The organism is Pseudolysinimonas sp., from assembly GCF_039912695.1.
Taxonomy (GTDB): Bacteria; Actinomycetota; Actinomycetes; order Actinomycetales; family Microbacteriaceae; genus Pseudolysinimonas_A.
The window spans coordinates 243,175-269,632 of sequence record NZ_JBDSPJ010000024.1 but is presented as its reverse complement, the minus strand read 5'-3'; the positions used below and the strand labels follow the sequence as shown (position 1 = coordinate 269,632).

Below are 26,458 nucleotides of genomic sequence, written 5' to 3'. Positions count from 1 at the left end.
GCAGGGTCTTGAGGTCTTCCAGGCTGAAATCTGCCATTGCTGATTCCTTACTTGGTTTCGGCTGCTGCGGTAGCAGCGGCTTCGGGCTTCTTGGCGGCGGCCGGCTTGGCCGCGACCTTCGGGGTTACGGGCTCGGCCTTCGGCGCCTCGGCCACGGGAGTGGTCTCGGCTTCTTCGACCGGCGCGGCTTCGGTTTCGGGTGCGGCTTCCGCAACAGGAGCGGCTTCGGCTTCGGCAACAGGCGCGGCTTCGGCTTCGACGGCTGGCGCCTTCTCTGCCTCGGTCGCTTCGGCTTCGATGCGAGCCTCGGCCTTAGCCTCGGACTCGGTCGCGTGCACCGGGACGATGGTCTCGTCGGCAGCGGCCTCGTGCTCGGCGACAACGGCGTCCGCGTCGTTCTCTGCGGCGGGGATCTCGGCGGCGACTACCTCGGCGACTGCTGCCGTGACATCTCCACCGGCGGCAACCGCGGTCTCGATCTTCTCGGCCTCGGTGGACGGGGTCTCAGAGGCCTGGAGCAGTTCGGCTTCCCATGCGGCGAGCGGCTCGACGGGTGCGTCACCCTCTTCCGGCTTCTGGTGGCGCTGGATGAGGCCCTCGGCTGCGGCGTCCGCGATGATGCGGGTCAGCAGGCCAACGGAGCGGATCGCGTCATCGTTACCCGGGATCGGGTACTGCACGTCGTCGGGGTCGCAGTTAGTGTCGAGGATCGCGATGACCGGGATGCCGAGCTTGTGCGCCTCGTCGATCGCGAGGTGCTCCTTCTTGGTGTCGACAATCCACACGGCAGACGGGGTCTTCGTGAGGTTGCGGATACCGCCCAGGCTCTTCTGTAGCTTGATCAGCTCGCGCTTCTGGATGAGCAGCTCCTTCTTCGTGAAACCACGGGTGGTGTCATCGAAGTCGACCTCTTCGAGCTCCTTCATGCGCGCGAGGCGCTTGGAGACGGTCTGGAAGTTGGTGAGCAGCCCACCGAGCCAACGCTGGTTGACGAACGGCTGCCCGACACGCTGTGCCTGCTCGGCGACAGTCTCTTGAGCCTGCTTCTTGGTGCCGACGAAGAGGATCGTGCCGCCGTGAGCGACCGTCTCTTTGACGAACTCGTACGCCTTGTCGATATATCCCAGCGACTGCTGAAGGTCGATGATGTGGATGCCGGAGCGCTCGGTCAGGATGAAACGCTTAACTTTCGGGTTCCACCGGCGGGTCTGGTGTCCGAAGTGCACGCCGCTGTCGAGCAGCTGGCGGATGGTGACGACGGCCATGGCCGTTCTCCTTTTCGCGAGCACGGCGAAACCGTGCTGCATTTTCTCAGTTGTGTCGATTTCGACCGGATGATCGGAATCCCTGGTACCCGGACGCGGTCCCGCACACCGTGAGGTGTGACTGGTGGGAGGCGGCCACCCCGTCGAAACGGAGCTGGGGGCACGCGAAGTCACTTCCGTGGAGGAAGTGCGGGATTCAGTGTAGCAGCGGCGCCTCCCGCGGACTACGCTGGGGCCCTGCCGGATGCCCGGCATCCGATGCAATACCGAGGAGCAAAGGAGGACCCGATGAACAACGACTCTGTCGTACCCGGAACCTTCACCCTTATCCTCGGGGCCACCGCCGCCTAAACACGCGTTCACAACTCAGCGACGCGTTCACCAACGCGGCCACGGTGGTCTCCCAATCGGAGACTCCGTTGAACTCTTCTCATGGCAATACCCCGTCACGCAAGAACCGCGGACGGTTCGACACCTTCTATGACTCCTGGTCCTCGCAGGATCTCACCGATACCAGCTTCTTCGGCGACACCTTCGCCGTGCCGAAATTCGCCGACGGGCGCCTCGGGGCGGGGCAACGCGCTTCGACGTGGCCATCGACGATGCCCACCGAACGTGGCCCAGAACCGCGACCCGACTGGGTCGTCACCTCGGCTTCCGCAGTCGATACCGAGCTCGGCATCCTGAAAACCGGGAAGGAAGCGGATGTCTTCCTGATCGAGCGCGCCGTGCCCGGTTCGCCGGGGGTGGTGCTGGCCGCGAAACGGTACCGGGGTCGCGACCACAGTGACTTCCATCGGTCGACCATCTACCAAGAGGGGAGACAGGTTCGTCGCAGCCGTGACCAGCGCGCGATCGACCGCGGCACGAACTACGGCGCCGCGCTAGCCGCGGTGACCTGGTCAGGCGCCGAGTTCGGCGCCCTGTCGCGGATGTACGAACTCGGCGTCGCCGTGCCGTACCCCGTGCAAGTTTCGGGGACCGAAATGTTGATGGAGTTCATCGGCGACGGCCTCGTCGCGGCACCCCGGATGTCGGCATCCCACGCTTCGGGCGGCGAACTCGCCGACCTGTTCGCGCAGACTTCCGAGATCCTGCTCGGGTTCGCCCGGGCAGGGCACGCGCACGGCGACCTCTCGCCCTACAACCTGCTTGTGCATCACGGTCGGGTGATCGCGATCGACCTCCCCCAACTCGTGGATGTCGTGGCCAACCCGAACGGGCTCGCCCTGCTCGAACGCGACTGCCGCAACGTGTGCGACTGGTTCGTGCGGCGCGGTCTGATCGAAGCGAATGCGGACGAACTCTTTGCGCGGGCGCTGGGCGAGCTGTTCTGAGTCCTCCCCCGACCGCTGGGTGGCGGGCGATCCACGGTCGCCCGCCACCCAGCACTCGAGCCTGCGGAATCTCCGAGGGTGAGGGGATGCGAAACCGTCGACTCCTCGTGGGGTTACTCGTTGCTGCGCTCTGGGCATGGCCGGTGCCATCGCCCCACGTGCTGGCTCGGCCGTACGTGGCACCCGCGACGCCATACTCGAGCGGACACCGCGGCATCGACATCCGGGCCGACGCGGGTACCGAGGTGCGGGCACCCGCCGACGGGGTGGTGCATTTCGCCGGGGTCGTCGTCGATCGGCCCGTGATCTCGATCGAACACGCGGGCGGGGTGTTGTCGTCGTTCGAGCCGGTCGAGCCTCTCGTCGCGACCGGCGACCGAGTGACCCGGGGCGAAGTGATCGGCATCCTGCTATCCGGGCATTGCGCGTCGCCCTGCCTCCACCTCGGTGCACGGATCGACGGCGAGTACGTTAACCCGCTGCTGTTCCTGGGTGGTCTCGAGCGGGCCGTGCTCTATCCGCTGGATTGAGGGCTCAAGCGCGGGGATGGGCGAGCCGGTACGACTCCTTGAGTCGCTCGGCCGAGACGTGGGTGTAGATCTGCGTCGTGGCGAGGCTCGCGTGGCCAAGCAGTTCTTGCACGGCCCGCAGATCGGCGCCGCCATCGAGCAGGTGGGTCGCCGCGGTGTGCCGAAACGCGTGCGGGCCGGACGGGCCGGATCCGGGAAGGTCGACGAGCAGCCCTGCGACGAGTTGGTAGACCGCGCGGGTGCTCATCGACGTGCCGCGGGCACCGAGAAAGATCGTGCCAGGGTCGGGGTTACTGCCAAGCAGCAGAAGTCGGGCGCCGTCGAGATACCCGTCGAGGGCACGACCGGCCGGGATGCCGAAGGGCACCACCCGCTCTTTGTCACCCTTTCCGAGAACTTTCACCGTCATCCGCTCGCGATCAAGGTCGGCGACTCTCGCACCCACCACCTCACTGACCCGCAACGCCGAGGCGTAGAGCAGCTCGATGATGGCGAGATCGCGCACATCAGCGGGTTCGCCGATCGCAGCCTTCTCAGCAAGGCCGTCGAGCAACCCGTCGACCTGGGTGCGCGTGAGCACGCGCGGAAGGTGTCGGTCGGCTCGCGGTGCCTTCAGCCGGTGGCCTGGGTCGCCATCCGACCAGCCGCTTGCCGCTAGCCACTTCGTGAATCCACGGGCCGCGGCACTGTGCCGAGCGAGCGTTGACTTCGCGAGCCCCGCCGTCGACCCGCGCCACAACCAGCCGCGCAGAAGTTCGAGGTCGATCCCGGCGGAATCGTCGACCCCGGTGGTCGCGGCGAACCCGGCGAGGTCAGCGAGGTCGCTGCGGTAGGCCCGCAGGGTGTGAACGCTGAACCCGCGGTCGAGCTCGAGATGACGGGCGTACCCGTCGATCGCCGCCAGCAGATCCACATCCCCATGGTCCCGCGATCGACGGCCGTCCCGCCCGAGGATCGCCGCGTGAGTCGGCTACTCGGGGGCGGCGCTCGACTCGACTTCGGCGAGGTTGAACGTCGATTTCTTGTACGAGAAGGCCTGGATGCGGTCGTCGGGCGACATCGCGGCGAGGGCTCCGAGCACCGAGTCGGGGAACCCTGACACCTGTCGGGTCTCGACGGCGGGAACGACCGAGTGCAGAATCTGGTCGTCGTAGACGTGCACGAGGTTGATCGACTGGGCGCCGTCGACGCCGAGCAGGCTGCCGACTGGTGCGCTCGGATCGATCGTGTAACAGGTGGCGGCAGCGACCGACACCGGGATGCCGGCAAACATCCCCGACATCGCATGATGCAGATGGCCGGCCAGGATGGCGCGCACATCGGTGCCCCGGATGACGTCCGCCAGCCGATCCATCTGCTGCAGTTCGAGGATCGCCATGATCTCAACCGGCGAGGGCAGTGGCGGGTGGTGCATCGCGAGCAGGGTGCCGTCGGCGGCGGGCTCGGCGAGCACTTCGGTCAGCCACTCGAGCTGGCTGTCGAGCAAGGCACCGTGGTGATAGCCCGGGACCGTGGAGTCGAGGGAGATGATGCGCAGGCCGCCGATCATCTCGACGCGATCCTGCGGAGCCGTGCTCTCTTCTCCGAACAGGCCGGCTGAATACGCCGGCCGCTCGTCGTGGTTGCCCATCACCCAGACGATGCTCGCGCCGAGTTTCGCGGCCGCGGGTTCTACTGTCGCTTTGAGCCGCGCGTAGGCATCGGGCTCGGCGAGGTCGGCGAGGTCGCCGGTGACCACGATCGCCTCGATCGGCAGGTTCGAGCGTTCGAGAAGTTGTAGGGCGAAGGCCAGCGGCGGGTCGGTGTCGACGGCGCCATACAGCGGCCGACGTGCCCCCAAAAAGTGTGTGTCGCTAATGTGGGCGATTACGTGTCGCGCCGGAGGGAACTGGCCCAGTTGCACCATGCGCGCACTCTACGCGGTGCCGGTGTCGCGACGGATGAGGAACGGGTGTCGGGGCGCTACGGGGTTGCTCGCCGCCATCCCGTCGGGCTCTCGGTAACGAGCCCGTCGAGATCGAGCAGGCCAAGTTCTGCCCGTACCTCGTCGAGCGACAGTCCCGAGATCGCCGCGACCCGAGAGACGTCTCGACCGGTGCGAGCCAGGGCGTCGAGCACTCTCGTTCGGGTCGGGGTTGGACCGCTCGCCGGACCGACTGAGGGGGTCGCGGGATCGATGAGCTCGGCCATCTCTTGCGCAGACGTCACGCAGACGGCGTCGTACTCGCGGATGAGGCGGTGGCATCCTGCCGAAGCTGAACTCGTGACCGGTCCCGGCACCGCGCCGAGCGGCCTCCCGAGTTGGGATGCGTGACCGGCCGTGTTCAACGAACCAGAACGCCATCCCGCTTCGATGACGACAGTGGCTCGGCTCGCCGCGGCGATTAACCTGTTGCGCTGGAGGAACCGCCATTTAGTTGGCGCCGTTCCGCAGGGCACCTCGGATACAACGGCCCCGTGCTCGACGATGCGGTTGAGCAGAGTCTCGTGCGCACTCGGGTAGAAGCGATCGACCCCACCGGCGAGGAACGCCACGGTGGTGCCCCGACTGGCGAGAGCTGCACGATGGGCCGCGCCGTCGATGCCGAACGCTGCACCGGAAACGATGGCGAACCCGCGGTCGACCAGTCCGCTCGCGACTTCGATGGTGACGTGCTCTCCGTACCCGGTTGCCGCTCGCGCACCAACAATCGCGAGGGATCGGTCGAGCGCACCCAAGACTCCCGGAACACCCCGCACCCACAGTGCCATCGGCGCGTGCACCCCGAGATCGTCGATCCCTGTTGGCCACTCCTCGTCGCCCGGAATGACGAGTCGCGCCCCGAACCTGGCGGCCTGCCGCAGGTGTAGCAGGGAGTCGACGTGGGCGAGGCGCGGGCGCCACCGTTCCGCAGCCGCCGAGTAGGACCCGCCCGCGCGGTCGTCGAGAGAAGCGCCGGCGTCGAGGAGTTCGAGCGCCTCGACCGCGCCGACGGCGGCAATCAGTCGACCCGCGTCCCCATCTCCGGGTTCGGTGATGCCTGACCAGCGTGCTCGCGCGAACCGTTCGAGGATTGAGTCGCGATCAAACTCGGGTGGCGACACCGCACGCACCAGCGCGGCGACCTCAGACGCGGGTACTCCGGCGATCATGCTGCCGCCCTCCGCATCAGAAGTGCGCGACCAACGTGCGACTCGGCGGGGCGCTCGACCTCTTCGAGATCGGCGAGGGTCCACGCCATTCGGAGTACCCGGTCGTAGCCGCGCATCGTGATCCCGCCGCGTTCAAGCGCACGGTCAAGTGCGGCCGTCGCACCGCGAGCGGGCACTCCAGCGGGCGACCGCAACCAGGTTCCCGGAACCTCGGAGTTGAACCGCCAGGGTGTCGACGCCAACCGTTGCGCTGCTACCGCACGAGCCCGTTCGACGCGGAGCCGAGCGGTTGTCGTGTCGACCTGAGGCCCGTCACCCGCCGTGCGGAGTTGGGCGGCGGTGATGCGTTCGACCCGCAACCGGATGTCGACACGGTCGAGCAACGGACCGCTCAGTCGACCGAGATAGCGGCGCTGGGCGAACGGAGTGCAGAGGCACTCCTTGTCCCGCGAGCCCGCATTGCCGCACGGACACGGGTTGGCCGCCATTACGAGTTGGAACCGTCCGGGGAACCGCGCGGTACCCGCCGCCCGAGCGATCGTGATGATGCCCGATTCGAGCGGCTGCCGAAGGGCGTCGAGGGCATGGGGCGAAAACTCGGGAGCTTCATCGAGAAAAAGCACGCCGTGAGCCGCCCGCGCCGCAGCCCCGGGACGCAGCACTCCACTCCCGCCGCCGATGATCGCCGCGGGCGACGCCGTGTGATGCGGTGCTTCCAGGGGCGGTCGGGTGCGCAACTGGTCGCCGACAGGCAGACCCGAAAGCGAGCGAAGCGACGAGACGTCAAGCGCTGCTTCCGGATCAAGATCGGGCAGGATGCCGGGCAGCCGAGTGGCGAGCATGGTCTTGCCTGCACCGGGAGGTCCGAGCAGAAAGATGTGGTGTCCTCCTGCAGCCGCGACCTGCAGTGCCTCAACGGCATCCCGATTGCCGACGATGTCTGCGAGGTCGCCCTGCTCGGCGTCGTCGGAAGCCGTCGCGGGTGGCAGAAGAAGCGGGGCCGCCTCACGCGGTTCGAGTTGAGCACCGTGCCAAATCGCCGCGTCGCGAACGCTCGTGACGGGCACCACGGTGATTCCCGGAACGAGGGCGGCCTCCCCCGCATTTCCCGCCGGCACGAGCACCGTCGTATATCCGGCTCGCGCCGCGGCCAGCACCGACGGGAGGATGCCGGGTGTCGGCCGCAGTCGCCCGTCGAGAGCGAGTTCGCCGAGGTGCACGACCCGGTCGACCGACGGCCCCGAGACGACACCATCCGCGGCTAGGGCGGCAATCGCGATGCCCAAATCGAAGGCCGTGCCGTGCTTGGGAAGTGCCGCCGGGGAGAGGTTGATCGTGAGTTTGCGGTGGGTGATCGGGCAGCCGGCGTTTGCTGCGGCCGCCCGCACGCGTTCGCGCGCTTGCCCGAGAGCCAAGTCGGGGAGTCCGATCAGCACGAAGCCGGGAAGGTGCGCGGAAATGTCGGCCTCGATGTCGACGACGGTCCCCTCAAGACCCAGGAGGGCGATCGCGTGGGTGCGTGCGACGCGCATCAGAGCGCGCCCATCAGACCGGCGCGCTTCAAAAGATGCCCTCAAGGTGCTCAATCGACGCGGGTGCGTCGCGCGGGGCGATCACGCCGATCGCGTCGATGCGGATGCGCGTGGTGCCAGCGACCGGCCCGTGGGCATGCAGCCAGGACGTCGCGAGTCGCCGCAGGCGGGCGAGCTTCCGTGGCGTGATCGACTCGAACGGATGACCGAACATCGTTGAGGAACGGGTCTTCACCTCGATCACCACGACGGCATCGCCGTCGCGCGCCACCAGATCGACCTCACCCTCGGGGCAACGCCAGTTGCGATCGAGAATCTCGTAGCCCAACCGCGCGAGCGCGTTCTCTGCGATGCGCTCGCCCCGCATCCCGAGTTCGTCCTTCTCTGCCATGGGGCAAGAGTGCCGATCGGGGTCACGGTCGAGCGAAGAGCGCCCGCCCGCCGGGCAATTCGCGCAAAAACGAAGGATGGGGAGGACGCTGGCGCGGTACAGGCTATTCGCGAAGCGGGAGGCTTAACGCCCCGGCAGATGAGGCCGCATTCGAGCCTCGAGTAGCTCGATCAACGCCGGCTCCATGAACGCGTACCGGTCAGGAATGTCGAGACAGACAACACGAGTACTCCCCAGTGCCCGTGCGTAGCCACGCCGGAGCTTCGTGCGATGCGCCTTCTCCATCACCACAACCAGGTCGGCCCAGTGCAACTGGCAGCCTCGTGTCGTCGAACCGGCAACCCATAGCGCGTTCGTGACCGTCGCGGGCATTGTCGGCGGCCTCGCCGGATTGGCGTCCCTCATCTGGACAGCGATCTAGTCCGTCACCCTTCGACCGCGCGCGATGGTCGGTGAACCGCCTTATCGTCGCCGCGGGTCGCCGTGCGGACTCACTGCTGGGGCGGCAAAGCTCCCCAGCCAGAGGGCCCGTTGGTTCGACATCGGATTATCGGTGCTCCAACGAGGGGCCTGCTACCCTACGTCTTCTACCTCGCCAAACACCTCGACAGAGAAAGGCCAACAACCTATGAAACTCCGCAAACCTTTGACCGTCCTGCTCGCCGCCGCGGCGAGCCTCGCGCTCAGCATCGGTGTCGCGGCGCCCGCAGATGCGACCTCCTCTTTCACATACGGAGGCACGCTCAACTGCCCGAGCTTTATGACTGCCCAAGTTTCCTTCTCGGGCAGCGATCCGAGCCTCACCACAGTGGGCTCCGAGGGCGGCTCCGTCCGTTGGTGGAAACCGGGTACTTCAAAGATGTATTACTCCAATTTCACGCTAACTAATAAGACTCATTCCTACCTCCTACGTGCTCCAGCTGGCGGAGCGTACTCCTACTCGGTGGTGAGCCCCGTAAAGATCTCGGTGTACGCGACTTGTTCCATCTAGTGGCAAGGCCCATCCACTAGCGACGGAACGGCGAACGCCCCAGAGCTCGCCGGGGTTGTTGACCCCGGCGAGCACCCCAATGCCGATGATGATCAGCACGACACCCCAGAGTTTGGTCAGCACCCAGCCAATACCGTGTGCGACTGATTCGCCCGCGGAGGCGACCTTCTCTGCCTTCTCCCACCCGGTCGTGTGCTGCGGCTGCACGTACTGAGTGGGGTGGCTGCGGGACGCCGTCTTCGGGAGACATGGACACAATCGTCCCTCTCGGGCCGTGCCGCTGGGTACGCGACGCGGCCAGGCTAGGCCCGGGATGACTGACGCGCCATGTGTAGCGGTGCCCATCTCCGCCGAGACGGGCTACTCGTCGAGCGCGAGTTCCTTCGGCAGCTCGAGATCCTTCTCGCCCCGCATTTCGACGTTGACGTCTTTGAAGGTGAGCACCCGCACGCTCTTCACGAAGCGGTCGGCGCGGTAGACATCCCACACCCAGACGTCGTTCATCGTGAGTTCGAAGTAGAAGTCGTTGGCGGTGTCTTTGCGCTCGAGGGTGACCTCGTTGGCGAGGTAGAAGCGTCGCTCGGTCTCGACGACGTAGGTGAACTGCCCCACCACGTCGCGATACTCGCGGTAGAGGGCCAGTTCGACCTCGCGGTCGTAGTCCTCGAACTCGTCCTCGTCCATCAGGCGAGTCTAGCTAGGCGATGTGCTCATCGAGCTGGAACAGCCCCGGCTGCCGCAGCCAACTCCAGCGGTGCAGCGGGCTCGCCCCGATCGCGTCGATGCCGGCGTAGTGGTCGGCCGACGCGTAGCCCTTGTTCGAAGTCCAGTTGTAGCCCGGATGCACCGGATCCGCCTCGATCATCAGCCGGTCGCGATGCACTTTCGCCAGAACGGATGCCGCAGCCACCGCCGCGCAAAACCGGTCGGCTTTGACTTTCATCGTCACCGGCAGCGCGCGGTCGATGGCCGGCGAGAGCCAGTCGTGGGAACCGTCGAGCAACACGATCGCCCCGGTGAGATCGACACCCTGCTCGCGGATGGCATCCAGAGCTCGCTTCGCGGCGAGCCCGAGCGCCGCGATGATTCCGATCTGCTCGATGCGTTCGTTCGACACCAGGCCGACGGCGCCGTGCCGCACCCAGTTCGCCACCTTCGGCTGCAGTTCTTCGCGCTTGGCTTCGGCGAGCAACTTCGAGTCCTTCAAACCCTCGGGTGCCGTGCGAGTGTCAATGTCGACGATCGCCAGCCCCACCCCGACCGGGCCGGCGATCGCGCCGCGACCCACCTCATCCATCCCGATCACGAGGCGTGCACCATCGCGCAACAGTTGCCGCTCGTGTCGCAGAGTGGGAACCGTCGAAGTCATGCCGAAACCGTCAGTCGTGGGGGCGCGCCATCAGGGCGGGAAAGCCTGCCGGCTGCCCCTCCTGGACGCCCGAGAAGATCAGCGGGTAGTTGTCGAGCCAGCTCCAATGGCTCACCGGCCAGGAGATCAGGATGGCGCGGCCGACGACGAGATCCTCGGAAACAAATCCCTTGCTCGGGGTGTCCTGGTTGTACCGGGAGTCCTTCGAGTTGTAGCGATTGTCGCCCATCACCCAGAGCGACTTCGCGGGAACGGTGACCGAGAAGTCGTCGCGCGAAACCTTCGTCACACCGTCGGGCAACTGCACGTAAGAGGTCTCGTCGAGCGGCACGCCGTTGACGGTCATCTGGCCGAAGTCGTTGCAACACGCGACGGTGTCTCCCGGCAGCCCGATGACGCGCTTGATGAGGTGATCATTCGAGTCCGGAGCTGTCAGACCGACGATCGACAGCAGCCAGTCGAAGAAGGCAGCAACCGGGTTCTGGTCGGCGGCGGGCGGAGTGGGCGGCAGCCATCCACCGGGGTCCTTGAATACGACAACATCGCCGCGCTCGATCGGCATCAGGTCGGGAACCAACTCGTTCACGATGATGCGGTCGTTCGTGTAGAGAGTCGGCTCCATTGAGGCCGACGGGATGTAGAACGAGCGGATCAGGAACGTCTTGATCAGAAACGAGATGACGATCGCGGCGAGCAGGATGAGCGCGACGTCGCGCAGAAACGCCCGCCAGCCTTGCAGCTTCTTGCGCTTGGCAGGCCCCGACCGGGTCGTTGTAGCGACGTCGCTCGATGCCGCAGAATCCTTTTCGGGCTCACTGCTCTGGAGAATATTGCTCACACGCGCCGGCGGCGGCGCATCCTCGTCTGTCATGTCACCCCTGGGTTCCGTGACAGCATACGACGCGCCGCGAAACGCGACGGGCGACGCGCGAAGAGCGGTGCGGGACTAGTTGTCCCGCTTCTCCTTGATCTTCGCCTTCTTGCCTCGCAGGTTGCGCAGGTAGTAGAGCTTCGCGCGACGAACGTCACCGCGCGTGACGATCTCAATGTGGTCGATGACCGGGGAGTGCACCGGGAACGTGCGCTCGACACCGACCTGGAAGCTGACCTTGCGGACCGTGAAAGTCTCGCGGACGCTCTCGTTCGTGCGGCCGATGACAACACCCTGGAAGACCTGGATGCGCGCGCGCGTGCCTTCGATGATGTTCACGTGCACCTTCACGGTGTCACCGGGGCGGAAGTCGGGAATGTCCGACCTCAGAGAGGCGGCGTCGACGTCGTCGAGGATATGCATGGTGAATCGCTCTCTGCGACCGCTCTCAGGTCGGGCGCGGGTGTAGGTGGTTGGAGTGAGATGTTCTTACGAGATCGTGACCTGACCGAAAGGTAGGCACCGCTGACCCCCCTGAGGCAGGGTCGTGCCGGACACAAACGTTCATCCTGCCACATCTGGGCCGGGAGCCAAAGCCGCGGAGGCGGCATCCGAACTAGGCTTCTGCGGTGATTGAACTGCGCACCCCTGCCGAGATCGACCAGATGGCGGTCGCCGGTGCATTCGTCGCCCAGGTGCTCGAAGCCACTCGCGACGCCGCCGCGGTCGGAGTGAACCTGCTCGACCTCGATGCCCTCGCGCACGACCTCATTCGTACCAAGGGTGCGGAGAGCTGCTACATCGACTACCACCCGTCGTTCGGCGGGTCGCCGTTCGGCAAAGTGATCTGCCTCTCGGTCAACGACGCCGTGCTGCACGGACTGCCGCACTCCTACGTTCTGAAAGACGGCGACCTGCTCTCGCTCGACTTCGCAGCCTCGGTCGGCGGATGGGTCGCCGACTCCGCACTCTCGATCGTCGTCGGGACGCCACGGGATGTCGACCTCGCCCTGATCGCGACCGCCGAAGCCGCGCTGACGGCCGGCATCGCGGCGGCGACCGTCGGCAACAAGGTCGGCGACATCTCGGCCGCAATCGGGGATGTCGCGCACTCCGCCCGACTCAAGGTCAACCTCGACTTCGGCGGACACGGGGTCGGGCGCATCATGCACGGCGACCCGCACATTCCCAACGATGGGCGTGCCGGAAGGGGTCTCGTGCTGCGACCAGGACTCGTGTTCGCGGTGGAACCCTGGTTCATGCTCGGCACCGACAAGATCTCCACCGACGCCGACGGATGGACGCTGCGCAGCAAGGACGGCTCGCGCGGCGCGCACGTTGAACACACGATCGCGGTCACCGACGCCGGTCCGCGAGTGCTGACGGCGCGATCCTCGTAGGCCCGTCGGGTCGTGTTACCGCGGCGGGTCAGGCGGGTGGAGGCGGTGGCCCCATCATCGGCACCGGCGGCGGCGCCATCGGGATGACCCGAGAGCGGATTTCACGCGGTATCTGCGCGTTGCGCACTCCCGCGACGATGACGATCACGATCGCCACAATGATCAGAAGCGGCCAGACCAGCATCACCGGGCTGAAGAGCCAGGGGCACAGTACTTGCAGTGTGATCGTCAGAACGATGAAGCCCAACTCGATGGTGAGCAGCGCCTTCTCCGCGATCGAAAGTCCGGCATGTCCGTGCATCCTCATCACCAGAGCATTCACCGTGACCGAGACGGCTAGCGCGGGGAGAACGAAGACAGCATCGACCTGAGCCGCAAAAACGCCGAATTCGCTGGAGTTCTGGACAGGCGTTGTGAGCACGTAGGTCGCCACCGCGACCACCACGAGGGCGACGGCGACACCCATCTGAATCCAGAACCAGAGCTTGGTATCGGACAGTCGCGACTCAGGCATACGGGGAATCATCCTGGATCGGCGGCAGAAGATCGGGACGCACGCGACGGGTTCGTTCGAACTGCTGCTCGCGGCGCCAGGCCGCAATTGCGGCATGGTTGCCGCCGAGCAGCACAGGAGGAGTCTGGAGGTCGCGCCACACGGGTGGCTTTGTGTAACTCGGGTACTCGAGGAGTCCGTCCTCGTGACTCTCCTCGATCAGCGATTCGGGATTTCCGACGACCCCGGGAACGAGCCGACCCGCCGCCTCGATCATCGCCATCGCCGCGACCTCACCCCCGTTCAACACGTAGTCGCCGAGGCTGAGCTCGAGGACATCCGCTCGCGTCCTGGTGTGGTCGATGACCCGCTGGTCGATGCCCTCGTAGCGGCCGCAGCAGAAGATCAAATGCTCGCGAATGCTGAGGTCCCGTGCGGTCTTTTGCGTGAAGAGCGTGCCTGCCGGGGTCGTGAAGATGACGGTGCTGCCGTCGGTGAGCAAGCTGTCGAGAGCCTCGCCCCACGGTTCAGGGCGCATCACCATCCCGGCTCCCCCGCCGGCCGGAGTGTCGTCGACGGTGCGGTGGCGGTCGTGCGTGAAGTCGCGCAAGTCATGCACCCGGATGTCGAGGGCGCCGGTCTGCCGCGCGCGCCCCAGGAGTGAGACGTCGAGCACCGAGAAGAACTCGGGGAAGATCGTCACGACGTCGATGCGCACGGCTTCAGGGTATCCGGCGAGCTCCGTCCCTAACTCTCGGCCAGAGGGCAGGTTATCCACGCATCGGGGCCGAGACCCCTCCTGACCGAGAGTTCGGTCCGATGCTCGGACCGTGCAAACAGGATTGCTCTCGACGCTGGCCCTCCGAACTCACGGGATGAGCCGTGCCGACCTCCACCGCGCGCTCGACGACGGCACGCTCGTGAGAGTACGTCGCGGGTGGTACGCCACTTCGACAGCTCCGCCGGCGATCGTCGTTGCGGCGAAAATCGGTGGACGACTGACCGGTCTAGCGGCGTTGAAACTCCACGGGGCATGGACGCTCACTACCCCGCCGATCGATGTCCGGGTCGCCGACGGGGTCTCCATCGTGCGCGTACCTGGGAGCACCGTCCATTGGACGAGCGAACGCGTGACCCCGGGAATCGACTCGCCATCTGAGGCGCTCGAGGTCGCCATCGTCTGCGCCGATCTTCGTGCGGTCGTGATCGCCGTCGACTCCCTCGTCAATCGTCGGATCCTGAGTGAATCTGAGGCGCGAGCCGTACTCAACGCCTCAGCGCGAGGACGGCGCGCGCTAACGCTGCACGATCCCGCGGCCGAGTCAGGTATCGAAACCCTCGTGCGACTCGCGCTTCGCCGCCTCCGGATCCGCCTGCGGAGTCAAGCGGTCATCGTCGGCGTCGGTCGTGTCGACTTCCTGATCGGGCAGAGGCTCGTGATTGAAGCCGACGGCTACGAGTGGCACGCCGACTCGGCTCGGTTCGAAGCCGACCGGGAACGTGACCGTGAATTGGTACGGCGCGGGTACGTGGTCATCCGGGCGTCTTACAAGCAGGTGACGACCAACCTCGACGCGGTGACGGAGACCGTGCTGGCCGTCATTCGCCGACGGGAGCACCTCTGGCGGCCCATCCACCGTGCCCAACTCTCGGAATTAGGCAGGCTCATCGACGTATCGGATGCGGCGGCTCGAGATTCCGAGAGTTAGGGCGCCGGTGCCGGTGCGGGGTCGGGTGTGGCAGCGGGCGCCGTGGGGGTGTCTGCGGGATCGTCCGGCAGGTCTTCGAAGAGACCCGGCGGCGGAGTGATCGTGACGGTACCGGCGGCGATATCGACTGCCGGAACGATCGCGGCGACGAAAGGCACCAACACTTCACGGTCGCCGACGTCGATCGCGAGCAGGTCTTGCGCCGGGAAGTGCTCGACGCGGGCGACGCGGCCGACATCCTGTCCGTCGCGCAGAACGCGCAAGCCGACCAACTGGTGGTCGTACCAGGCGTCAGGTTCCGTCGATACCTCGGTGAGATCGTGATCGATCCAGAGGATGGCGCGCACCAGTGTCTCGGCCGCGCTGCGGTCGTCAACATCCTTGAAGAACCCGACCGGATGGCTGTTGTACCAGCGCAACTCGGTGAGTTCGAGCGTCTTGCCATGCCACGGGGATGACGTCGGCACTTGCAGGGTGAAGATCGCGCCCGGTGTGAACCGACGCTCGGGCTCGTCGGTGAAGAGTTCGAGCTTGAGGGCGCCTTTGAGTCCGTGGGCTTTCGTCAAACGCCCGACACGAAGCTGCGTCGTGCCCAAAGGCTGCGCTTTCGGAGTGTTCACGCCTCGTCGGTGTCGACGACGTCGACGCGAACGCGCCGCCCATCGGCGAGCGCCGTCACGAGCTGGCGCAGTGCCTTGGCGGTGCGACCAGACCGTCCAATGACGCGACCGAGGTCATCGGGATGCACCCGCACCTCGAGCAGCTCGCCACGCGGTGAGTTCGACAACTCGACCTGGACGTCGTCCGGGTTGTCAACGATCCCCTTGACGAGGTGCTCGAGGGCGGAAGCCAGCATGACCTACGCCTTGTCGGAAGGAGTCTCGTCGGCCGCAGGGGCCTCGGCGGCGACCTCGTCGGCAGCCGCGCCTTCGCCCATTGCCTCGTCTTCGGCAACCTCGCCAGCGGTGACGGCCTCGGCCTCAACCGCAGGGGCCTCAACCGCAGGGGCCTCAACCGAAGCAGCTTCGGGAGCCTCGACGGCTTCAACCGGCGCTTCGACGGCAGCCTCGGGCTCGGCGGCTTCAACCGGCGCCTCAACGACGGCTTCGACCTTGGGCGCGACCTTCTCGGCCTTCGGCTTCAGGACAGGCTTCTTCTTCGCGTCGATCGAGAACGGCGCAGGAACCTCCTTGTAGCGGATGGTGCTCTTGGCACCCTTCTCGCCCTTGAAGATGCCCCAGTCGCCCGAAAGCTTCAGCAGCACCGCGACCTGCTCGGTCGGCTGAGCGCCGACGCCGAGCCAGTACTGGGCACGCTCGGAGTTGATCTCGATGAACGAGGGCTCCTCGGTGGGGTGATACTTACCGATCTCTTCGATCACACGACCGTCGCGCTTGGTGCGCGAGTCGGCGACGACGATGCGGTAGTACGGCGCGCGGATCTTGCCGAGGCGCTTGAGACGGATCTTGACTGACAAGAAAAAACTCCTACAAGTGTGTGCGATGACGGTCGAACTGCTCCCGTGCGCGTGGGGCACACTCGGCAGGTAGCTCTAAGGGAGATCGTCCGGGCCGGATAGAGGGTCGGGCTGTTCGGGCGGTCCAACGGACAATTCTGGCAGACTCCGCGGCATCCTGCGACCACGGGTTTTCTGCAGGTTGCTTCAGATCGAGGTTCGACGGACGAAGAACACAACGGCACCAACGACGACGAGCAGCAGAATCCCGATCCCGACCACGAGCAACCACCACAAATCGGGTGCGGATGCGGGGGCTGGCTCGGCTGCGGGCGTCGCGCTCGGGGCGGGGCTGGCCGACGGTCGCGGCGTGGCCGAGGGCGTCGGGGTCGGGCTCGGAGTCGGGGACGGGGACGGGGATCCTGCCGCCACGACGCCCGTGCCCGAACCGGTGCCGCGAGGACCAGGTGCCACGACGCCGCCTGAGCCGCCTGATCCAGCGGGAATGACGGCGGCATCGAGCGCAGCGCATGCGCCGGCGCCGGTATCGGGATCGACGAGCGCGAAGACGAGGGTATCAACGGACACGGTTGGGAGGTTGGCGTAGCACGCGGGCAGCGGGTCGAGTGGCGTTGACGTAGCAAAATCGGGTGAAGTGGCCCCATTCAGCACGCTCAGAATGTGACCGTCCCCGTCCACGAACTGAAGTCGGTAGCCGTCCCCGAGCGTGTGGATCACGAATCCGAAGTTCGCAAAGAATGTCCCGAAGTCGAATGACGTGAAGTGGTTGACCAGAACCCACGAGCTGCCCGACGCCTTGAATAGGCGAACGTCGATGCCGAACAGGAAGTTGCTGTCGAGATCGGCGACGCCCCCGATGATCTGGATGTCGGTCGGGGGTGACGAGCCATCGGAGAGAACGAAGTCGATCCCCGACTTCGTTCCGACCACGGGGGTGAAGACCGGGTCGCACCCACAGCCATCCCAGCCGTCGTAAACCTTGGACTCGTAGATGCTGTTATCCCAGTCCTCGGCGTACACGGCGTAGGTCAGGCCCGGCCGGACGTAAAGCGTGTAGTGGCCGTCGGCATCCGTCTGCGTTTCGGCGTATTCGTGGAAGTCGGGATGGTCTTCGGTCCAGACCCAGATGCCTTCGATGGGATGCCCGCCGGCATCCGTGACGGTTCCGCTGATGGAGACCGCGTCCGGCATGGTCATCTCGAGACCCGAAACGGGCTGCTCCGGGGTGCCCGCGAAGTGCGTAGCGAGCGCCGGGTCTTCGAGCTCGCCACCGAGGAAGGCGTCGGCGTAAGGAGACGACTCGCTCTCAGCGATGAAGTTGAGGGTGTACTGGGTGGACGCGATCGGAACGTTGATCGTGAAGTTGCCGTCCGTCGAGGTGACGCTGCTGGCCGGGGAGCCGACCTGCTGCCAACCAGCCGAGGTGAGCCGATACAGCTGGACCCGGATATTCCCCATCGTCGCCGACCAGTTGAGGATCTCGCCGCTGATGGGTGCGTAGCGGTTGAGCTCAAGGGTCGGGAACGCGGCGGAGCTCCCCGCCACGGTGACGTTCTGAAGGCCGATGCCGAACGTTCCGTCCGTGCCCACCGTCCCCTCTGCCACGAACGCCTGATATATCCCATCGCCCAGCACCTGAGTGGTCGTGAATGAGCCGTCGGCGAGCGTCGTCACCGTCTCGACGTCGGTAACCGGGCTCACATTGAGGTCGAGGATGCGCACGGCGACTCCTGCCGCCGGCTGACCCCCTAGATCGAGCACCAATCCTGTTGCCACAGCGTCGGCCGACGCGCTTGCGACGGGAACGAGGACACCGGCCAGGCCGAGTGCAATGGCCACCGACGTCGCGAGCGCGCGCCGGACGAGACGGGGCATGGAACGGTGATCAACGACGGACTCGGAATGACGCGACACGGGGCCTCGATCTGCTGGGGTCGCCTCACTTTACTGGTCGACGCGCCTGGCGACTACGCGGCCGCCGCGACCCGCGGGCGTCGCCGTGACAGGGCGACTCCGACCAGACACACGAGCCCGCCCACGAGCGCGAGAACGTGCGGGATCTCCCCGAACGCGAGGAACCCCATGAGGATCGCGAGCGGTGGTGACAGGTAGCTCGAGATTCCGAGTTGGCCGGCCGGCATCCGCTTCAGCGCGTAGGCCCAGGTTGTGAAGGCGAGAGCTGTCGGCACCAGGCCGAGATACAGCGTGCCGAGCCACGCGGATGTTGGCGCGACCGCAAGCTCGGTGACGAGTGACCCGGCGAACGGGAGGCAGACGACGAGTCCGATCGCACAGCCGATGAAGGTGGCCTGGATCGCCGGGATGCGTCGAACGACCGGCTTCTGGGTGATCACCCCGATCGCGTAGGCGATTGCGGCGGCGAGCGCGAGGAGGGCGCCCACGACATCCACCGGATGCGCGGTGCCGGAGCGCAGGATCGTGCCGACCCCGATCAGGATGACGCCCGCGAACGCAACAACCGCCCCGATCGCGAGCCACTTGGGGATGCCTTCGCCCAGGAAGATTCCCGCGCCGAGCGCAATCAGGATCGGGCCGATGCCGACGATCATCGCGGCTGTCCCCGCGTCGAGAGTGTGCTCCGCGGTGTTGAGTGCGACGTTGTACGCCCCGAACCAGGCGACGCCGTAGACGACGAGCTGAATCCACTCACGACGGGTCGGTGGAACCCAGCGGTGCGCGATAAGCGCCGCGACGCCGAGAGCGACCGTGCCGACAGCCAACCGCCCGAGCGCGAGTGCCCCTCCGTCGAGGTGCTGGCTGACGCCACGGATGACGACGAAGGCGCTCGCCCACGCCACAAACGTGAAGACGACGGCACCCAACAACAGCCAACGGGAGAAGCTCACGCGCCCACGCTACGGATCACCGCAGACGCGCGATACGTCGGTCACGGTCAGTCTTGCTGGGAATCCCGCCAGGCGAGCATCTTTTTGACGACCGCGAGATCGTGGGTGGCGTCGATCGCGACCTCGAACAGGGTCACACCGAGCTCGCGGTAGACGTCGAGTTCGGCGAGCTCGGTCGACCCGAAGCCGCGAATCGAAGTACCCGTCGAGATCTCGATCTCCCCGACCGGCCGGCCGATCTCTTCGCACCAATGCCGGAGTACGCCGATCTTGCGCATCATCGTCTCGGGGTCGGCAAACGAGTGCCAGATGTCGGCGTGCTGCGCCACGATCTTGAGGGTCTTCTGTTCCCCACCGCCGCCGATCAGGATCGGGATCTGCCGCGTTGGGGCGGGATTCAGCAGCTCCCAACGGGCACGGATGCGCGGGAGATCTTGGGAGAGCGCGTCGAGGCGACTTCCCGGAGTACCGAACGGGTAGCCGTACTCGGTGAAGTCGCGCTCGAACCATCCTGAGCCGGTGCCGAAGATGAAACGTCCGGTGCCGGTGGAATGCGCGCTGATCTGGTCGACCGTTCGTGCCATGTCAGCCTGGAGGTCGGGGTTGCGGTACGCGTTGCAGTTGACGAGCGGGCCGAACTCGACGCGCGTGGTCTGCTCAGCGATTGCCGCAAGCATCGTCCACGCCTCGAAATGCAGGCCGTCGCGATCGCCGCTCAGGGGAAAGAAGTGGTCCCAGTTGAAGACGATGTCGACGCCGAGGTCTTCGAGTTGGCGGACGGTGTCTCTGATGATCGGGTACGGCGCGTGTTGGTTGGAGACCTGAACGCCGACCCTGATGTTGCGTTTCCCTGAAGAGGTCATCTTCACACCATAGGGGCGGCGCATGGTCTCAAAGTGACACTTTCTCAGCGGGCCGCGACTGGCACTCCTGGCCCGTGGTCAGCGACCGAGCATCTTCTGGAGGGCGGCCAGTTCTTCCGGTGTCGGGTTACCTTTCGCGCCCGTTCCCTTACCCAACCCGAAGCCCGAACCGCCTCCACTCGTGGGGAGCGCGACGCCGCCCGCAATCGCGGCGTTTTCGGCGGCACGCTTTGCGGGGTTGCCGCTGCGAGAGCCCTTCTTCAGCGGCTGCTTCCCCTTGGTCGACCGACCCGCGTACGTCGCGCCGGGCACGGGGCCCATTCCGGGCACCTGCGGCACGCCGCCCTTGGCAACGGTCTTCATCATCTTCGCGGCCTGCTCAAATCGGGCGACGAGTTGGTTGACATCGGTCACCGTCGACCCCGAGCCCTTCGCGATGCGCACGCGCCGCGACCCGTTGAGCAACTTTGGCGTGGTGCGCTCGGCGGTCGTCATCGACTGGATGATCGCCTCGGTACGCACGATTTCGCGCTCGTCGAAGTTGTCGAGCGCTTCGCGCATCCCGCGGGCGCCGGGCAGCATCCCGAGCATTCCCTTGATCGAGCCCATGTTGCGCAGTTGCTGCATCTGCTTGAGGAAGTCGTCGAGCGTGAACGTGTCGGTCGCGAACTTCTCGGCGACCTTGCGGGCCTCGTCTTCGTCGAAGGCACCCTGCGCCTGCTCGATGAGGGTGAGGATGTCGCCGAGGTCGAGGATGCGCGACGCCATGCGGTCGGGGTGGAAGGGCTCGAAATCATCCAGCCCCTCACCGGTCGAGGCGAACATGATCGGTCGTCCGGTGACGGATGCCACCGAGAGCGCCGCGCCACCGCGCTGGTCGCCGTCGAGCTTGGTGAGCACGACTCCGGTGAAGTCGACGCCCTCCTGGAAGGCGCGGGCCGTCGTGACCGCGTCCTGTCCGATGAGCGAGTCGATGACGAACAGCACCTCGTCGGGGTCGACCGCCCTGCGGATATCGGAGGCCTGCTTCATCAGCTCGGCGTCGATGCCGAGGCGTCCGGCGGTGTCGACGATGACCGTGTCGTACTGCTTACGTTCGGCTTCCTTGACGCCGTCGCGGGCGACCTTCACCGGATCGCCGACCCCGTTGCCCGGCTCGGGGGCGAACACCGGCACGCCGGCTTGTTCGCCGACGACCTGGAGCTGGGTGACCGCGTTCGGACGCTGGAGGTCGCTCGCCACCAGGAGCGGCGTGTGGCCCTCTTTCTTGAGCCACTTCGCGAGCTTCCCGGCGAGGGTGGTCTTACCGGCACCCTGAAGGCCCGCGAGCATGATGACGGTAGGCGGCTTCTTCGCGAATTCCAGGCGACGCTGTTGTCCGCCGAGGATCGCGATGAGCTCGTCGTTAACGATCTGCACAACCTGCTGCGCCGGGTTGAGCGCCTTGTTCACCTCGTCGGAGAGGGCGCGTTCGCGCACCTTCCCGGTGAAGTCCTTGACGACTTCGAGCGCGACATCAGCGTCGAGCAGAGCGCGACGGATCTCGCGCACCGTGCCATCGACATCCGCCGGGGTGAGTTTGCCCTTGGTGCGGAGATTGCGGAAGGTCGCGGTAAGGCGGTCGGAGAGGGACGAGAAGGTGGCCATGTCGCGACCAGTTTAGGCGGGGCCGTTCAAACAGGCAGGAAGAGGATCGTGAGGATCGCAACCAATGGGCTGGTCGCACAAATAGCGATCGTCGCCAACGCGGCCCGACGCAGCGCGGGTTGGTCGGCGCTCAACTGGAGGGTCGCACGGGCGATCAGCAGAAGGCACGCCGCGGCGCTCACGGCGAGGAGTATCCAACCGACGAGCGGAAACTGGGTGAAACGAACGAGCGCTATCGCCAGGTACGACGGCGCTGCCGCGAGCGCGATGAAAACGAATTGCCGCGAGATCACTTGCTGCACCTCGGGGTCAACGGGTTCCTGCACGCAAAGCCTCCTTTGATCGCGGCCAGTCTGGCAGAGCCCGTCGGTAGCCTGGGCGCATGGTCGACTCGCTGCCCTGGATGCTGGGGTTGCGTCCGGCCGCCCCATCGTCGGCCGCCCTGCGGGCACGCGTCGCCGGTCGGCTCGTTGTCGTGACCGGCGCCTCGCGCGGCGTGGGTGCCGAGACCGCGGGGCGACTCGCCCTGGCCGGTGCGCGAATCGTGCTGCTCGCCCGCAGATCCGAGGCTCTCGAAACTGTCGCGCACGGCATTCGACGACGGGGCGGCGACGCCGACTGCCTGGCTGTCGACGTCGGCGACACCGAGGCCGCCGAAGGTGCCGGCCGGACGATTCTTGAACGGTGGGGCGCACCGGAGGTGGTGGTCTCTAATGCCGGCTTCTCGCTACGTCGAACCTTGCTCGCCTCCGCCGACCGCCCTCGCGACGTTGCACGCACGATCGGAACCAACTACACGGGACCGGTCGCGCTGCTGCGGCTGCTGATTCCGGCGATGGTGGATGCCGGTCGCGGCCACGTCGTATCGGTCGCGTCAACGAGCGTCGATATTCCGGCACCCGGGTGGTCGCTCTATGGGGCTTCGAAATCGGCGATGGATGCGTGGCTCCGAGCGGTTGCCCTCGAAGTGCGCTCCTCGGGAGTTGCGATGACGACGATTCGGCTGCCTCTCGTGCACACCGCGATGAGTGCCCCCACCGCTGCCTACAGCCGGGTGCCGGCACTGCGGCCCGTCGACGCCGCAAAACTCGTCGCCCGCGCGATCGTCGATCGACCGCTGCTGATCTCGCCCTGGTGGTCGCGACTGGCCAGCGTGCTGCTCGCCGTGGAACCGAGGCTCCTCGACCCAGTGGTCGGCGGGTGGGACCGGATGATTGACCGGGGCGACCGGTGAGTGCCCTGCGTGCGGTGCCGGGTGCCGGACTGGTCGCACTCGTTCAGCTGGGGATTCGCTCGGGAGCCCTTCGGCATCCGCTCGCCGCTCGGAACGCCGCCCGGCGCGGGCTTCCCGGCGTGATCAGTCTCGCGGCGCGGCGGAATCGGGATGCCGTGGCGCTGCTTCGGGGTGACGAGACCGTCACGGCGGGGCAGCTCGACGACGAGGTGCGGTCGCTCACGGTGGCCCTCGCGCGCGTGCGCGGCGCACGGGTGGGGGTGCGAAGTGACGGCGGAATTGGCTTTGTCGTGACCCTCGCTGCCGCGATTGACGCGGGAGGGGATGTCGTTCCCCTCGGTCCCCGTCTCGCGCCCGCCGACCTTGCGGCCCTCGGCCTCGCTCAAGTGCTCGAACCTCGCCGCGGAACCGCACGGTCGGTGGGGAGTAGGAACCTCCGTTCGACGTCCGGACGATCGGGTCGTCTGCTCTTACTGACCACCGGAACCACCGGCACGCCGGTCGCGACTGCCCGCGGACGGATGCCCGTGCGTGCGCTCGCCCAACTTGCCGACGCCGACCGGCGGGTCGGGCTTCCCCACGGCCCACTCCTGCTGCTGGCACCGCCGGATCACGGCCACGGCCTGAGCACGCTTCTGGGTGCGATGTTGCACGGCATCCCGGTGATCCTTGCGGCGGGGTTGAGCGTCAACGAGCAGGTCGCACTTGTTGAACGCCATCACCCCGTATCGATCAGCGGCGTTCCGGCTCAACTTGCGCGGCTGGTCGACGCCGACGGCATCCGAACCGCACGGGTGATCGTGTCAGGTTCGGCCCCCCTGCCGGCCGAGTTGCGCACGCGCTTGGAGGCCGGCGGAGCAGTCGTGCACGATGGTTTCGGGTCAACCCAGACCGGCACCTTCGCGATCGATGGCCGCCTCGTCGCCGGCGTTCGCCTGCGGACGGCGCCCGACGGATCCCTCGAGGTACGCACCCCACTGGGAGCGTCGCGCTGGATCGCTACCGGGGATCGTGTCGATGTGCGGGGCGGTCGCCTCCACGCGACAGGGCGGGTCGGCTCGCTCGTCGATTCCGGCGGCGAACTCGTCGACCCCGCACGTCTGCGCCGCCTGCTCAGCGAACATCCTGGAGTGGCGTGCGCCGAGGTGCGGGTTGTGCCCGACGACCTGCTGGGTGCGGTCCTCCACGCGCGAGTTGACGCCGATCCCGCACTCGAGACTGCTCTGCGCGATGCCTTCGCTGCCCAACTGAGCCGCGCCGAGCATCCAAGGCGTCTCGAGTTCGGCCCGATCGCAGCCGACTAGCCTGGGCGCATGCCGGTGATCCTGCCCTTCGACGGCCACCACCCCGAGATCTCTTCCGAAGCGTGGGTCGCCCCGAACGCGTCAGTAATCGGCAAGGTCCGAATCGACGCCGACGCCAGTGTGTGGTTCGGGGCGGTGCTACGCGGTGACATCGACGAGATCGTGCTCGGCGCTCGCAGCAACCTGCAAGACAACGCGGTGATTCATACCGAGTCCGGGTCCCCGACGATCATCGGATCCGACGTGAGCATCGGCCACGGCGCGATCGTGCACGGCTGCGTCGTCGAAGACGGCTGCCTGATCGGGATGAACGCCACTGTGCTGAACGGCGCCGTGATCGGTGCGCAGTCCCTCGTCGCGGCGGGAGCAGTCGTGCTCGAAGGCACGATCGTGCCACCGCGATCACTTGTAGCTGGAGTGCCCGGCAAGGTGCGTCGGCAACTCAGCGACGAAGAAGTCGCCGCACTGCACGGCAACGCCGCACGGTACGTACCGCGGTCGAAGGTCTACCGCGCCGCGGAGTAGCAGTCGCGTTCGCCGAGTTATGCCATCGCGGTGATGCGGATGACTACGACCGTCACGATTACGGCCAGCGCGATGACGAGCGCGAGACCCGCGATCCCTCGCGCAAGGCCGCGTGCCAGGCAAATGATGCTGATCGCCAAGCCGACGAGTACCAGTCCCGCGCCGCCCGCGAAGATCCAGAGAAAGATCCCCGCACCCGAACCGCTGCCGTCGAGCGCCGCCGGGACGCCGAGGAAGAATCCGATGGCCATGGCTGCGGCCCCCACCACGGTGAGCAACAGGGCGATCCCCGCCGGGACGCGGGTCGGGCTGACATAGACGTCGGTGTCGTTCATGACCACACCGTACTCCCGACGGAGTAACCGCTTACGGCCCGGGGGACGACGACACGGCTGAACGAGCACACAAGACTCGAACCCATGAGACCTCGCCGATCGCTCGCCCTCCTTGCCGTACTCGCCACGACTCTCGCTTTGGCCGCCTGCGGGTCAAATCACGCTCCCACCGGCCAGCCCGATCGCACCGAGGTGCGCACGATTTCGGTTGAGGGTAGTGACCGCGAGTACCGCGTCCACATTCCCGCGTCGCTCAGCCGTGACCCCGCACTCGTCGTGATGATGCACGGCGGTTTCGGGTCGGCGAAACAGGCCGAAGACGCCTACGGCTGGGATTCCCTCGCCGACTCCGACGGGTTCGTGGTCGCGTACCCCGACGGCGAAGGTCGATCGTGGAATGCGGGCGACTGCTGTGGCCGTGGCGCCCGGGAGGATGTCGCCGACGTCGCCTTCATCACCGCTTTAGTTGGCGACCTTCAGCATGAATTCGCCATCGACCCGTCTCGCACCTTCGCGACCGGGATGTCGAACGGCGCCCTGATGTCGTACCGGCTTGCCTGCGACACGACACTGTTCGCCGCGATCGCTCCGGTCGCCGGCACAATCGTGACGACCTGCGATCACCCGGCCCCGACATCCATTCTCGAGATTCATGGGCTCGACGACGGCAGTGTGCGGATGGATGGCGAGCCCGGCGGCGGTGTCGCGACCGTTGACGGGATGCCGGTGCAGGATGTCATCGACCTGTGGCGCGGAGTCGATGGATGCGGCGACCCGGTCATCACGTCGGCCGACCCCGTCACGACGTCGATCAGCGCCTGTCCCGACGGCCGGACGGTCGAACTGATCACGATCGCCGGTGCCGGTCACCAATGGCCGGGATCGAGCGCCCGCGACGGTGCCGACACCCCGTCGACCGCCCTCGACGCGACGACCACGATCTGGGCGTTCTTCGAGGCGGCGTAGGACGCGCGCTACGGGGTCGGTGAGTCGCTCGGCCCCGGGTCGGCGGGTGAAGGGTCGGCCGGTGGAGGGTCGGCCGGAGACGACGGCTCCGGGGAGGGACCCGATGGAGAGGTTTCCGGCGGCACTGTGGGGTACGGCGGCACTGTGGGGTACGGCGGCGCCGATGGGCCGGTGCCTGAATCGCCGGGAGCCGGGCCATTCCATGGTGCGCAGTACTTAG

The 26,458-nt window shown here is 66.6% G+C and carries 27 protein-coding genes and 2 pseudogenes; 8 read left to right on the top strand and 21 right to left on the bottom strand.

Translation table 11 applies throughout. The features are described 5' to 3' along the window. Positions 1 to 254: 254 nt before the first annotated feature. Positions 255 to 1,265, bottom strand: a pseudogene (gene rpsB / locus ABIR17_RS12900) (30S ribosomal protein S2); the annotation flags it as partial. A 419-nt stretch (positions 1,266 to 1,684) separates the two neighbouring features. Between rpsB and ABIR17_RS12895 the strand changes: the two are divergent. Together ABIR17_RS12895 and ABIR17_RS12890 are read left to right on the top strand one after the other, a co-directional pair. Beyond that, a complete protein-coding gene (locus tag ABIR17_RS12895) occupies positions 1,685 to 2,602 on the top strand; it encodes an RIO1 family regulatory kinase/ATPase (protein ID WP_348004799.1) in 918 nt (305 codons plus the stop codon). 86 nt (positions 2,603 to 2,688) lie between these two features. Then, on the top strand, positions 2,689 to 3,132 hold the full coding sequence (locus ABIR17_RS12890; protein ID WP_348004798.1) for a M23 family metallopeptidase: 444 nt from the start codon (positions 2,689 to 2,691) through the stop codon (positions 3,130 to 3,132). Between the two features lie 4 nt (positions 3,133 to 3,136). Here the strand turns inward: ABIR17_RS12890 and ABIR17_RS12885 are convergent, their stop codons facing one another. The 9 genes from ABIR17_RS12885 to rplS form a co-directional block, all read right to left on the bottom strand. Further along, positions 3,137 to 4,045, bottom strand: coding sequence for a tyrosine recombinase XerC (locus ABIR17_RS12885; protein WP_348004797.1), 909 nt, complete (start codon positions 4,043 to 4,045; stop codon positions 3,137 to 3,139). A gap of 57 nt (positions 4,046 to 4,102) precedes the next feature. Beyond that, the gene (locus ABIR17_RS12880) at positions 4,103 to 5,038 is read right to left on the bottom strand and encodes a phosphodiesterase (protein WP_348004796.1); all 936 of its coding nucleotides are present in this window, start codon (positions 5,036 to 5,038) and stop codon (positions 4,103 to 4,105) included. 56 nt (positions 5,039 to 5,094) lie between these two features. Further along, positions 5,095 to 6,264, bottom strand: coding sequence for a DNA-processing protein DprA (gene dprA / locus ABIR17_RS12875; protein WP_348004795.1), 1,170 nt, complete (start codon positions 6,262 to 6,264; stop codon positions 5,095 to 5,097). Beyond that, positions 6,261 to 7,796, bottom strand: a complete 1,536-nt coding sequence (locus ABIR17_RS12870) for a YifB family Mg chelatase-like AAA ATPase (RefSeq protein ID WP_348004794.1) — start codon at positions 7,794 to 7,796, stop codon at positions 6,261 to 6,263. Before ABIR17_RS12870 ends, dprA begins: the two co-directional genes overlap by 4 nt. 28 nt (positions 7,797 to 7,824) lie before the next feature. After that, positions 7,825 to 8,187, bottom strand: coding sequence for a YraN family protein (locus ABIR17_RS12865; protein WP_348004793.1), 363 nt, complete (start codon positions 8,185 to 8,187; stop codon positions 7,825 to 7,827). A gap of 1,351 nt (positions 8,188 to 9,538) precedes the next feature. Next, positions 9,539 to 9,862, bottom strand: a complete 324-nt coding sequence (locus tag ABIR17_RS12860; protein ID WP_348004792.1) for a DUF2469 family protein — start codon at positions 9,860 to 9,862, stop codon at positions 9,539 to 9,541. 13 nt (positions 9,863 to 9,875) lie between these two features. Beyond that, the gene (locus ABIR17_RS12855) at positions 9,876 to 10,547 is read right to left on the bottom strand and encodes a ribonuclease HII (protein ID WP_348004791.1); all 672 of its coding nucleotides are present in this window, start codon (positions 10,545 to 10,547) and stop codon (positions 9,876 to 9,878) included. Positions 10,548 to 10,557: 10 nt separating this feature from the next. Further along, on the bottom strand, positions 10,558 to 11,286 hold the full coding sequence (gene lepB / locus ABIR17_RS12850; RefSeq protein WP_348004810.1) for a signal peptidase I: 729 nt from the start codon (positions 11,284 to 11,286) through the stop codon (positions 10,558 to 10,560). Positions 11,287 to 11,493: 207 nt separating this feature from the next. Beyond that, positions 11,494 to 11,841: a 50S ribosomal protein L19 gene (gene rplS / locus ABIR17_RS12845; protein ID WP_348004790.1), complete on the bottom strand. Its 348-nt coding sequence runs from the start codon at positions 11,839 to 11,841 to the stop codon at positions 11,494 to 11,496. A 206-nt stretch (positions 11,842 to 12,047) separates the two neighbouring features. Between rplS and map the strand changes: the two genes are divergently transcribed. Then, positions 12,048 to 12,818 carry a type I methionyl aminopeptidase gene (map, locus tag ABIR17_RS12840; RefSeq protein WP_348004789.1) on the top strand — a complete coding sequence of 257 codons (771 nt, stop codon included), beginning with the start codon at positions 12,048 to 12,050 and terminating at the stop codon, positions 12,816 to 12,818. Between the two features lie 28 nt (positions 12,819 to 12,846). On the opposite strand, the gene ABIR17_RS12835 is transcribed toward map, so the two are convergent. After that, on the bottom strand, positions 12,847 to 13,332 hold the full coding sequence (locus tag ABIR17_RS12835) for a hypothetical protein (protein WP_348004788.1): 486 nt from the start codon (positions 13,330 to 13,332) through the stop codon (positions 12,847 to 12,849). After that, complete coding sequence (gene trmD / locus ABIR17_RS12830) at positions 13,325 to 14,029, bottom strand: tRNA (guanosine(37)-N1)-methyltransferase TrmD (protein ID WP_348004787.1); 705 nt, start codon at positions 14,027 to 14,029, stop codon at positions 13,325 to 13,327. Before trmD ends, ABIR17_RS12835 begins: the two co-directional genes overlap by 8 nt. A gap of 112 nt (positions 14,030 to 14,141) precedes the next feature. Between trmD and ABIR17_RS12825 the strand changes: the two genes are divergently transcribed. Next, positions 14,142 to 15,020 carry a type IV toxin-antitoxin system AbiEi family antitoxin domain-containing protein gene (locus ABIR17_RS12825; protein ID WP_348004786.1) on the top strand — a complete coding sequence of 293 codons (879 nt, stop codon included), beginning with the start codon at positions 14,142 to 14,144 and terminating at the stop codon, positions 15,018 to 15,020. Here ABIR17_RS12825 and rimM read toward each other — a convergent pair. The 8 genes and pseudogenes from rimM to ABIR17_RS12785 all read right to left on the bottom strand — a co-directional run bounded on the left by rimM (position 15,017) and on the right by ABIR17_RS12785 (position 22,200). Further along, a complete protein-coding gene (gene rimM, locus ABIR17_RS12820; protein ID WP_348004785.1) occupies positions 15,017 to 15,640 on the bottom strand; it encodes a ribosome maturation factor RimM in 624 nt (207 codons plus the stop codon). The two genes, ABIR17_RS12825 and rimM, sit on opposite strands and share 4 nt — an antisense overlap. Further along, the gene (locus tag ABIR17_RS12815) at positions 15,637 to 15,876 is read right to left on the bottom strand and encodes an RNA-binding protein (protein WP_348004784.1); all 240 of its coding nucleotides are present in this window, start codon (positions 15,874 to 15,876) and stop codon (positions 15,637 to 15,639) included. Before ABIR17_RS12815 ends, rimM begins: the two co-directional genes overlap by 4 nt. A 174-nt stretch (positions 15,877 to 16,050) precedes the next feature. Further along, positions 16,051 to 16,497: pseudogene (gene rpsP / locus ABIR17_RS12810) on the bottom strand (30S ribosomal protein S16); the annotation flags it as partial. 186 nt (positions 16,498 to 16,683) lie between these two features. After that, on the bottom strand, positions 16,684 to 18,372 hold the full coding sequence (locus tag ABIR17_RS12805; RefSeq protein ID WP_348004783.1) for a hypothetical protein: 1,689 nt from the start codon (positions 18,370 to 18,372) through the stop codon (positions 16,684 to 16,686). Positions 18,373 to 18,464: 92 nt separating this feature from the next. Beyond that, positions 18,465 to 19,364 (bottom strand): EamA family transporter, encoded by a 900-nt coding sequence (locus ABIR17_RS12800; RefSeq protein WP_348004782.1) that lies wholly within the window; start codon positions 19,362 to 19,364, stop codon positions 18,465 to 18,467. A 47-nt stretch (positions 19,365 to 19,411) separates the two neighbouring features. After that, entirely contained in the window at positions 19,412 to 20,227 is an 816-nt protein-coding gene (locus ABIR17_RS12795; protein ID WP_348004781.1) for an LLM class F420-dependent oxidoreductase, read from the bottom strand. A 78-nt stretch (positions 20,228 to 20,305) separates the two neighbouring features. After that, entirely contained in the window at positions 20,306 to 21,874 is a 1,569-nt protein-coding gene (gene ffh, locus ABIR17_RS12790) for a signal recognition particle protein (protein WP_348004780.1), read from the bottom strand. A 26-nt stretch (positions 21,875 to 21,900) separates the two neighbouring features. Continuing rightward, complete coding sequence (locus tag ABIR17_RS12785; RefSeq protein ID WP_348004779.1) at positions 21,901 to 22,200, bottom strand: hypothetical protein; 300 nt, start codon at positions 22,198 to 22,200, stop codon at positions 21,901 to 21,903. Positions 22,201 to 22,256: 56 nt separating this feature from the next. On the opposite strand from ABIR17_RS12785, the gene ABIR17_RS12780 reads away from it, so the two are divergent. From ABIR17_RS12780 to ABIR17_RS12770, 3 genes are read left to right on the top strand one after another with little or no spacing between them, the layout of a single operon-like run. Beyond that, positions 22,257 to 23,108, top strand: a complete 852-nt coding sequence (locus ABIR17_RS12780; protein WP_348004778.1) for an SDR family NAD(P)-dependent oxidoreductase — start codon at positions 22,257 to 22,259, stop codon at positions 23,106 to 23,108. Next, positions 23,105 to 24,412: an AMP-binding protein gene (locus ABIR17_RS12775; RefSeq protein WP_348004777.1), complete on the top strand. Its 1,308-nt coding sequence runs from the start codon at positions 23,105 to 23,107 to the stop codon at positions 24,410 to 24,412. Before ABIR17_RS12780 ends, ABIR17_RS12775 begins: the two co-directional genes overlap by 4 nt. 9 nt (positions 24,413 to 24,421) lie before the next feature. Beyond that, on the top strand, positions 24,422 to 24,937 hold the full coding sequence (locus ABIR17_RS12770) for a gamma carbonic anhydrase family protein (RefSeq protein WP_348004776.1): 516 nt from the start codon (positions 24,422 to 24,424) through the stop codon (positions 24,935 to 24,937). Positions 24,938 to 24,954: 17 nt separating this feature from the next. On the opposite strand, the gene ABIR17_RS12765 is transcribed toward ABIR17_RS12770, so the two are convergent. Then, a complete protein-coding gene (locus tag ABIR17_RS12765; RefSeq protein WP_348004775.1) occupies positions 24,955 to 25,272 on the bottom strand; it encodes a hypothetical protein in 318 nt (105 codons plus the stop codon). Positions 25,273 to 25,356: 84 nt separating this feature from the next. On the opposite strand from ABIR17_RS12765, the gene ABIR17_RS12760 reads away from it, so the two are divergent. Beyond that, entirely contained in the window at positions 25,357 to 26,238 is an 882-nt protein-coding gene (locus tag ABIR17_RS12760; RefSeq protein ID WP_348004774.1) for a PHB depolymerase family esterase, read from the top strand. Positions 26,239 to 26,458: the final 220 nt, after the last annotated feature.

Coding starts and splice junctions, on each gene's coding strand:
- ABIR17_RS12890 (WP_348004798.1), top strand. CDS start 2,689: ATGCGAAACCGTCGACTCCTCGTGGGGTTACTCGTTGCTGCGCTCTGG.
- ABIR17_RS12880 (WP_348004796.1), bottom strand. CDS start 5,038: ATGGTGCAACTGGGCCAGTTCCCTCCGGCGCGACACGTAATCGCCCAC.
- dprA (WP_348004795.1), bottom strand. CDS start 6,264: ATGATCGCCGGAGTACCCGCGTCTGAGGTCGCCGCGCTGGTGCGTGCG.
- ABIR17_RS12870 (WP_348004794.1), bottom strand. CDS start 7,796: ATGCGCGTCGCACGCACCCACGCGATCGCCCTCCTGGGTCTTGAGGGG.
- ABIR17_RS12865 (WP_348004793.1), bottom strand. CDS start 8,187: ATGGCAGAGAAGGACGAACTCGGGATGCGGGGCGAGCGCATCGCAGAG.
- ABIR17_RS12860 (WP_348004792.1), bottom strand. CDS start 9,862: ATGGACGAGGACGAGTTCGAGGACTACGACCGCGAGGTCGAACTGGCC.
- ABIR17_RS12855 (WP_348004791.1), bottom strand. CDS start 10,547: ATGACTTCGACGGTTCCCACTCTGCGACACGAGCGGCAACTGTTGCGC.
- rplS (WP_348004790.1), bottom strand. CDS start 11,841: ATGCATATCCTCGACGACGTCGACGCCGCCTCTCTGAGGTCGGACATT.
- ABIR17_RS12835 (WP_348004788.1), bottom strand. CDS start 13,332: ATGCCTGAGTCGCGACTGTCCGATACCAAGCTCTGGTTCTGGATTCAG.
- ABIR17_RS12815 (WP_348004784.1), bottom strand. CDS start 15,876: ATGCTGGCTTCCGCCCTCGAGCACCTCGTCAAGGGGATCGTTGACAAC.
- ABIR17_RS12805 (WP_348004783.1), bottom strand. CDS start 18,372: ATGCCCCGTCTCGTCCGGCGCGCGCTCGCGACGTCGGTGGCCATTGCA.
- ABIR17_RS12795 (WP_348004781.1), bottom strand. CDS start 20,227: ATGACCTCTTCAGGGAAACGCAACATCAGGGTCGGCGTTCAGGTCTCC.
- ffh (WP_348004780.1), bottom strand. CDS start 21,874: ATGGCCACCTTCTCGTCCCTCTCCGACCGCCTTACCGCGACCTTCCGC.
- ABIR17_RS12780 (WP_348004778.1), top strand. CDS start 22,257: ATGGTCGACTCGCTGCCCTGGATGCTGGGGTTGCGTCCGGCCGCCCCA.
- ABIR17_RS12770 (WP_348004776.1), top strand. CDS start 24,422: ATGCCGGTGATCCTGCCCTTCGACGGCCACCACCCCGAGATCTCTTCC.
- ABIR17_RS12765 (WP_348004775.1), bottom strand. CDS start 25,272: ATGAACGACACCGACGTCTATGTCAGCCCGACCCGCGTCCCGGCGGGG.
- ABIR17_RS12760 (WP_348004774.1), top strand. CDS start 25,357: ATGAGACCTCGCCGATCGCTCGCCCTCCTTGCCGTACTCGCCACGACT.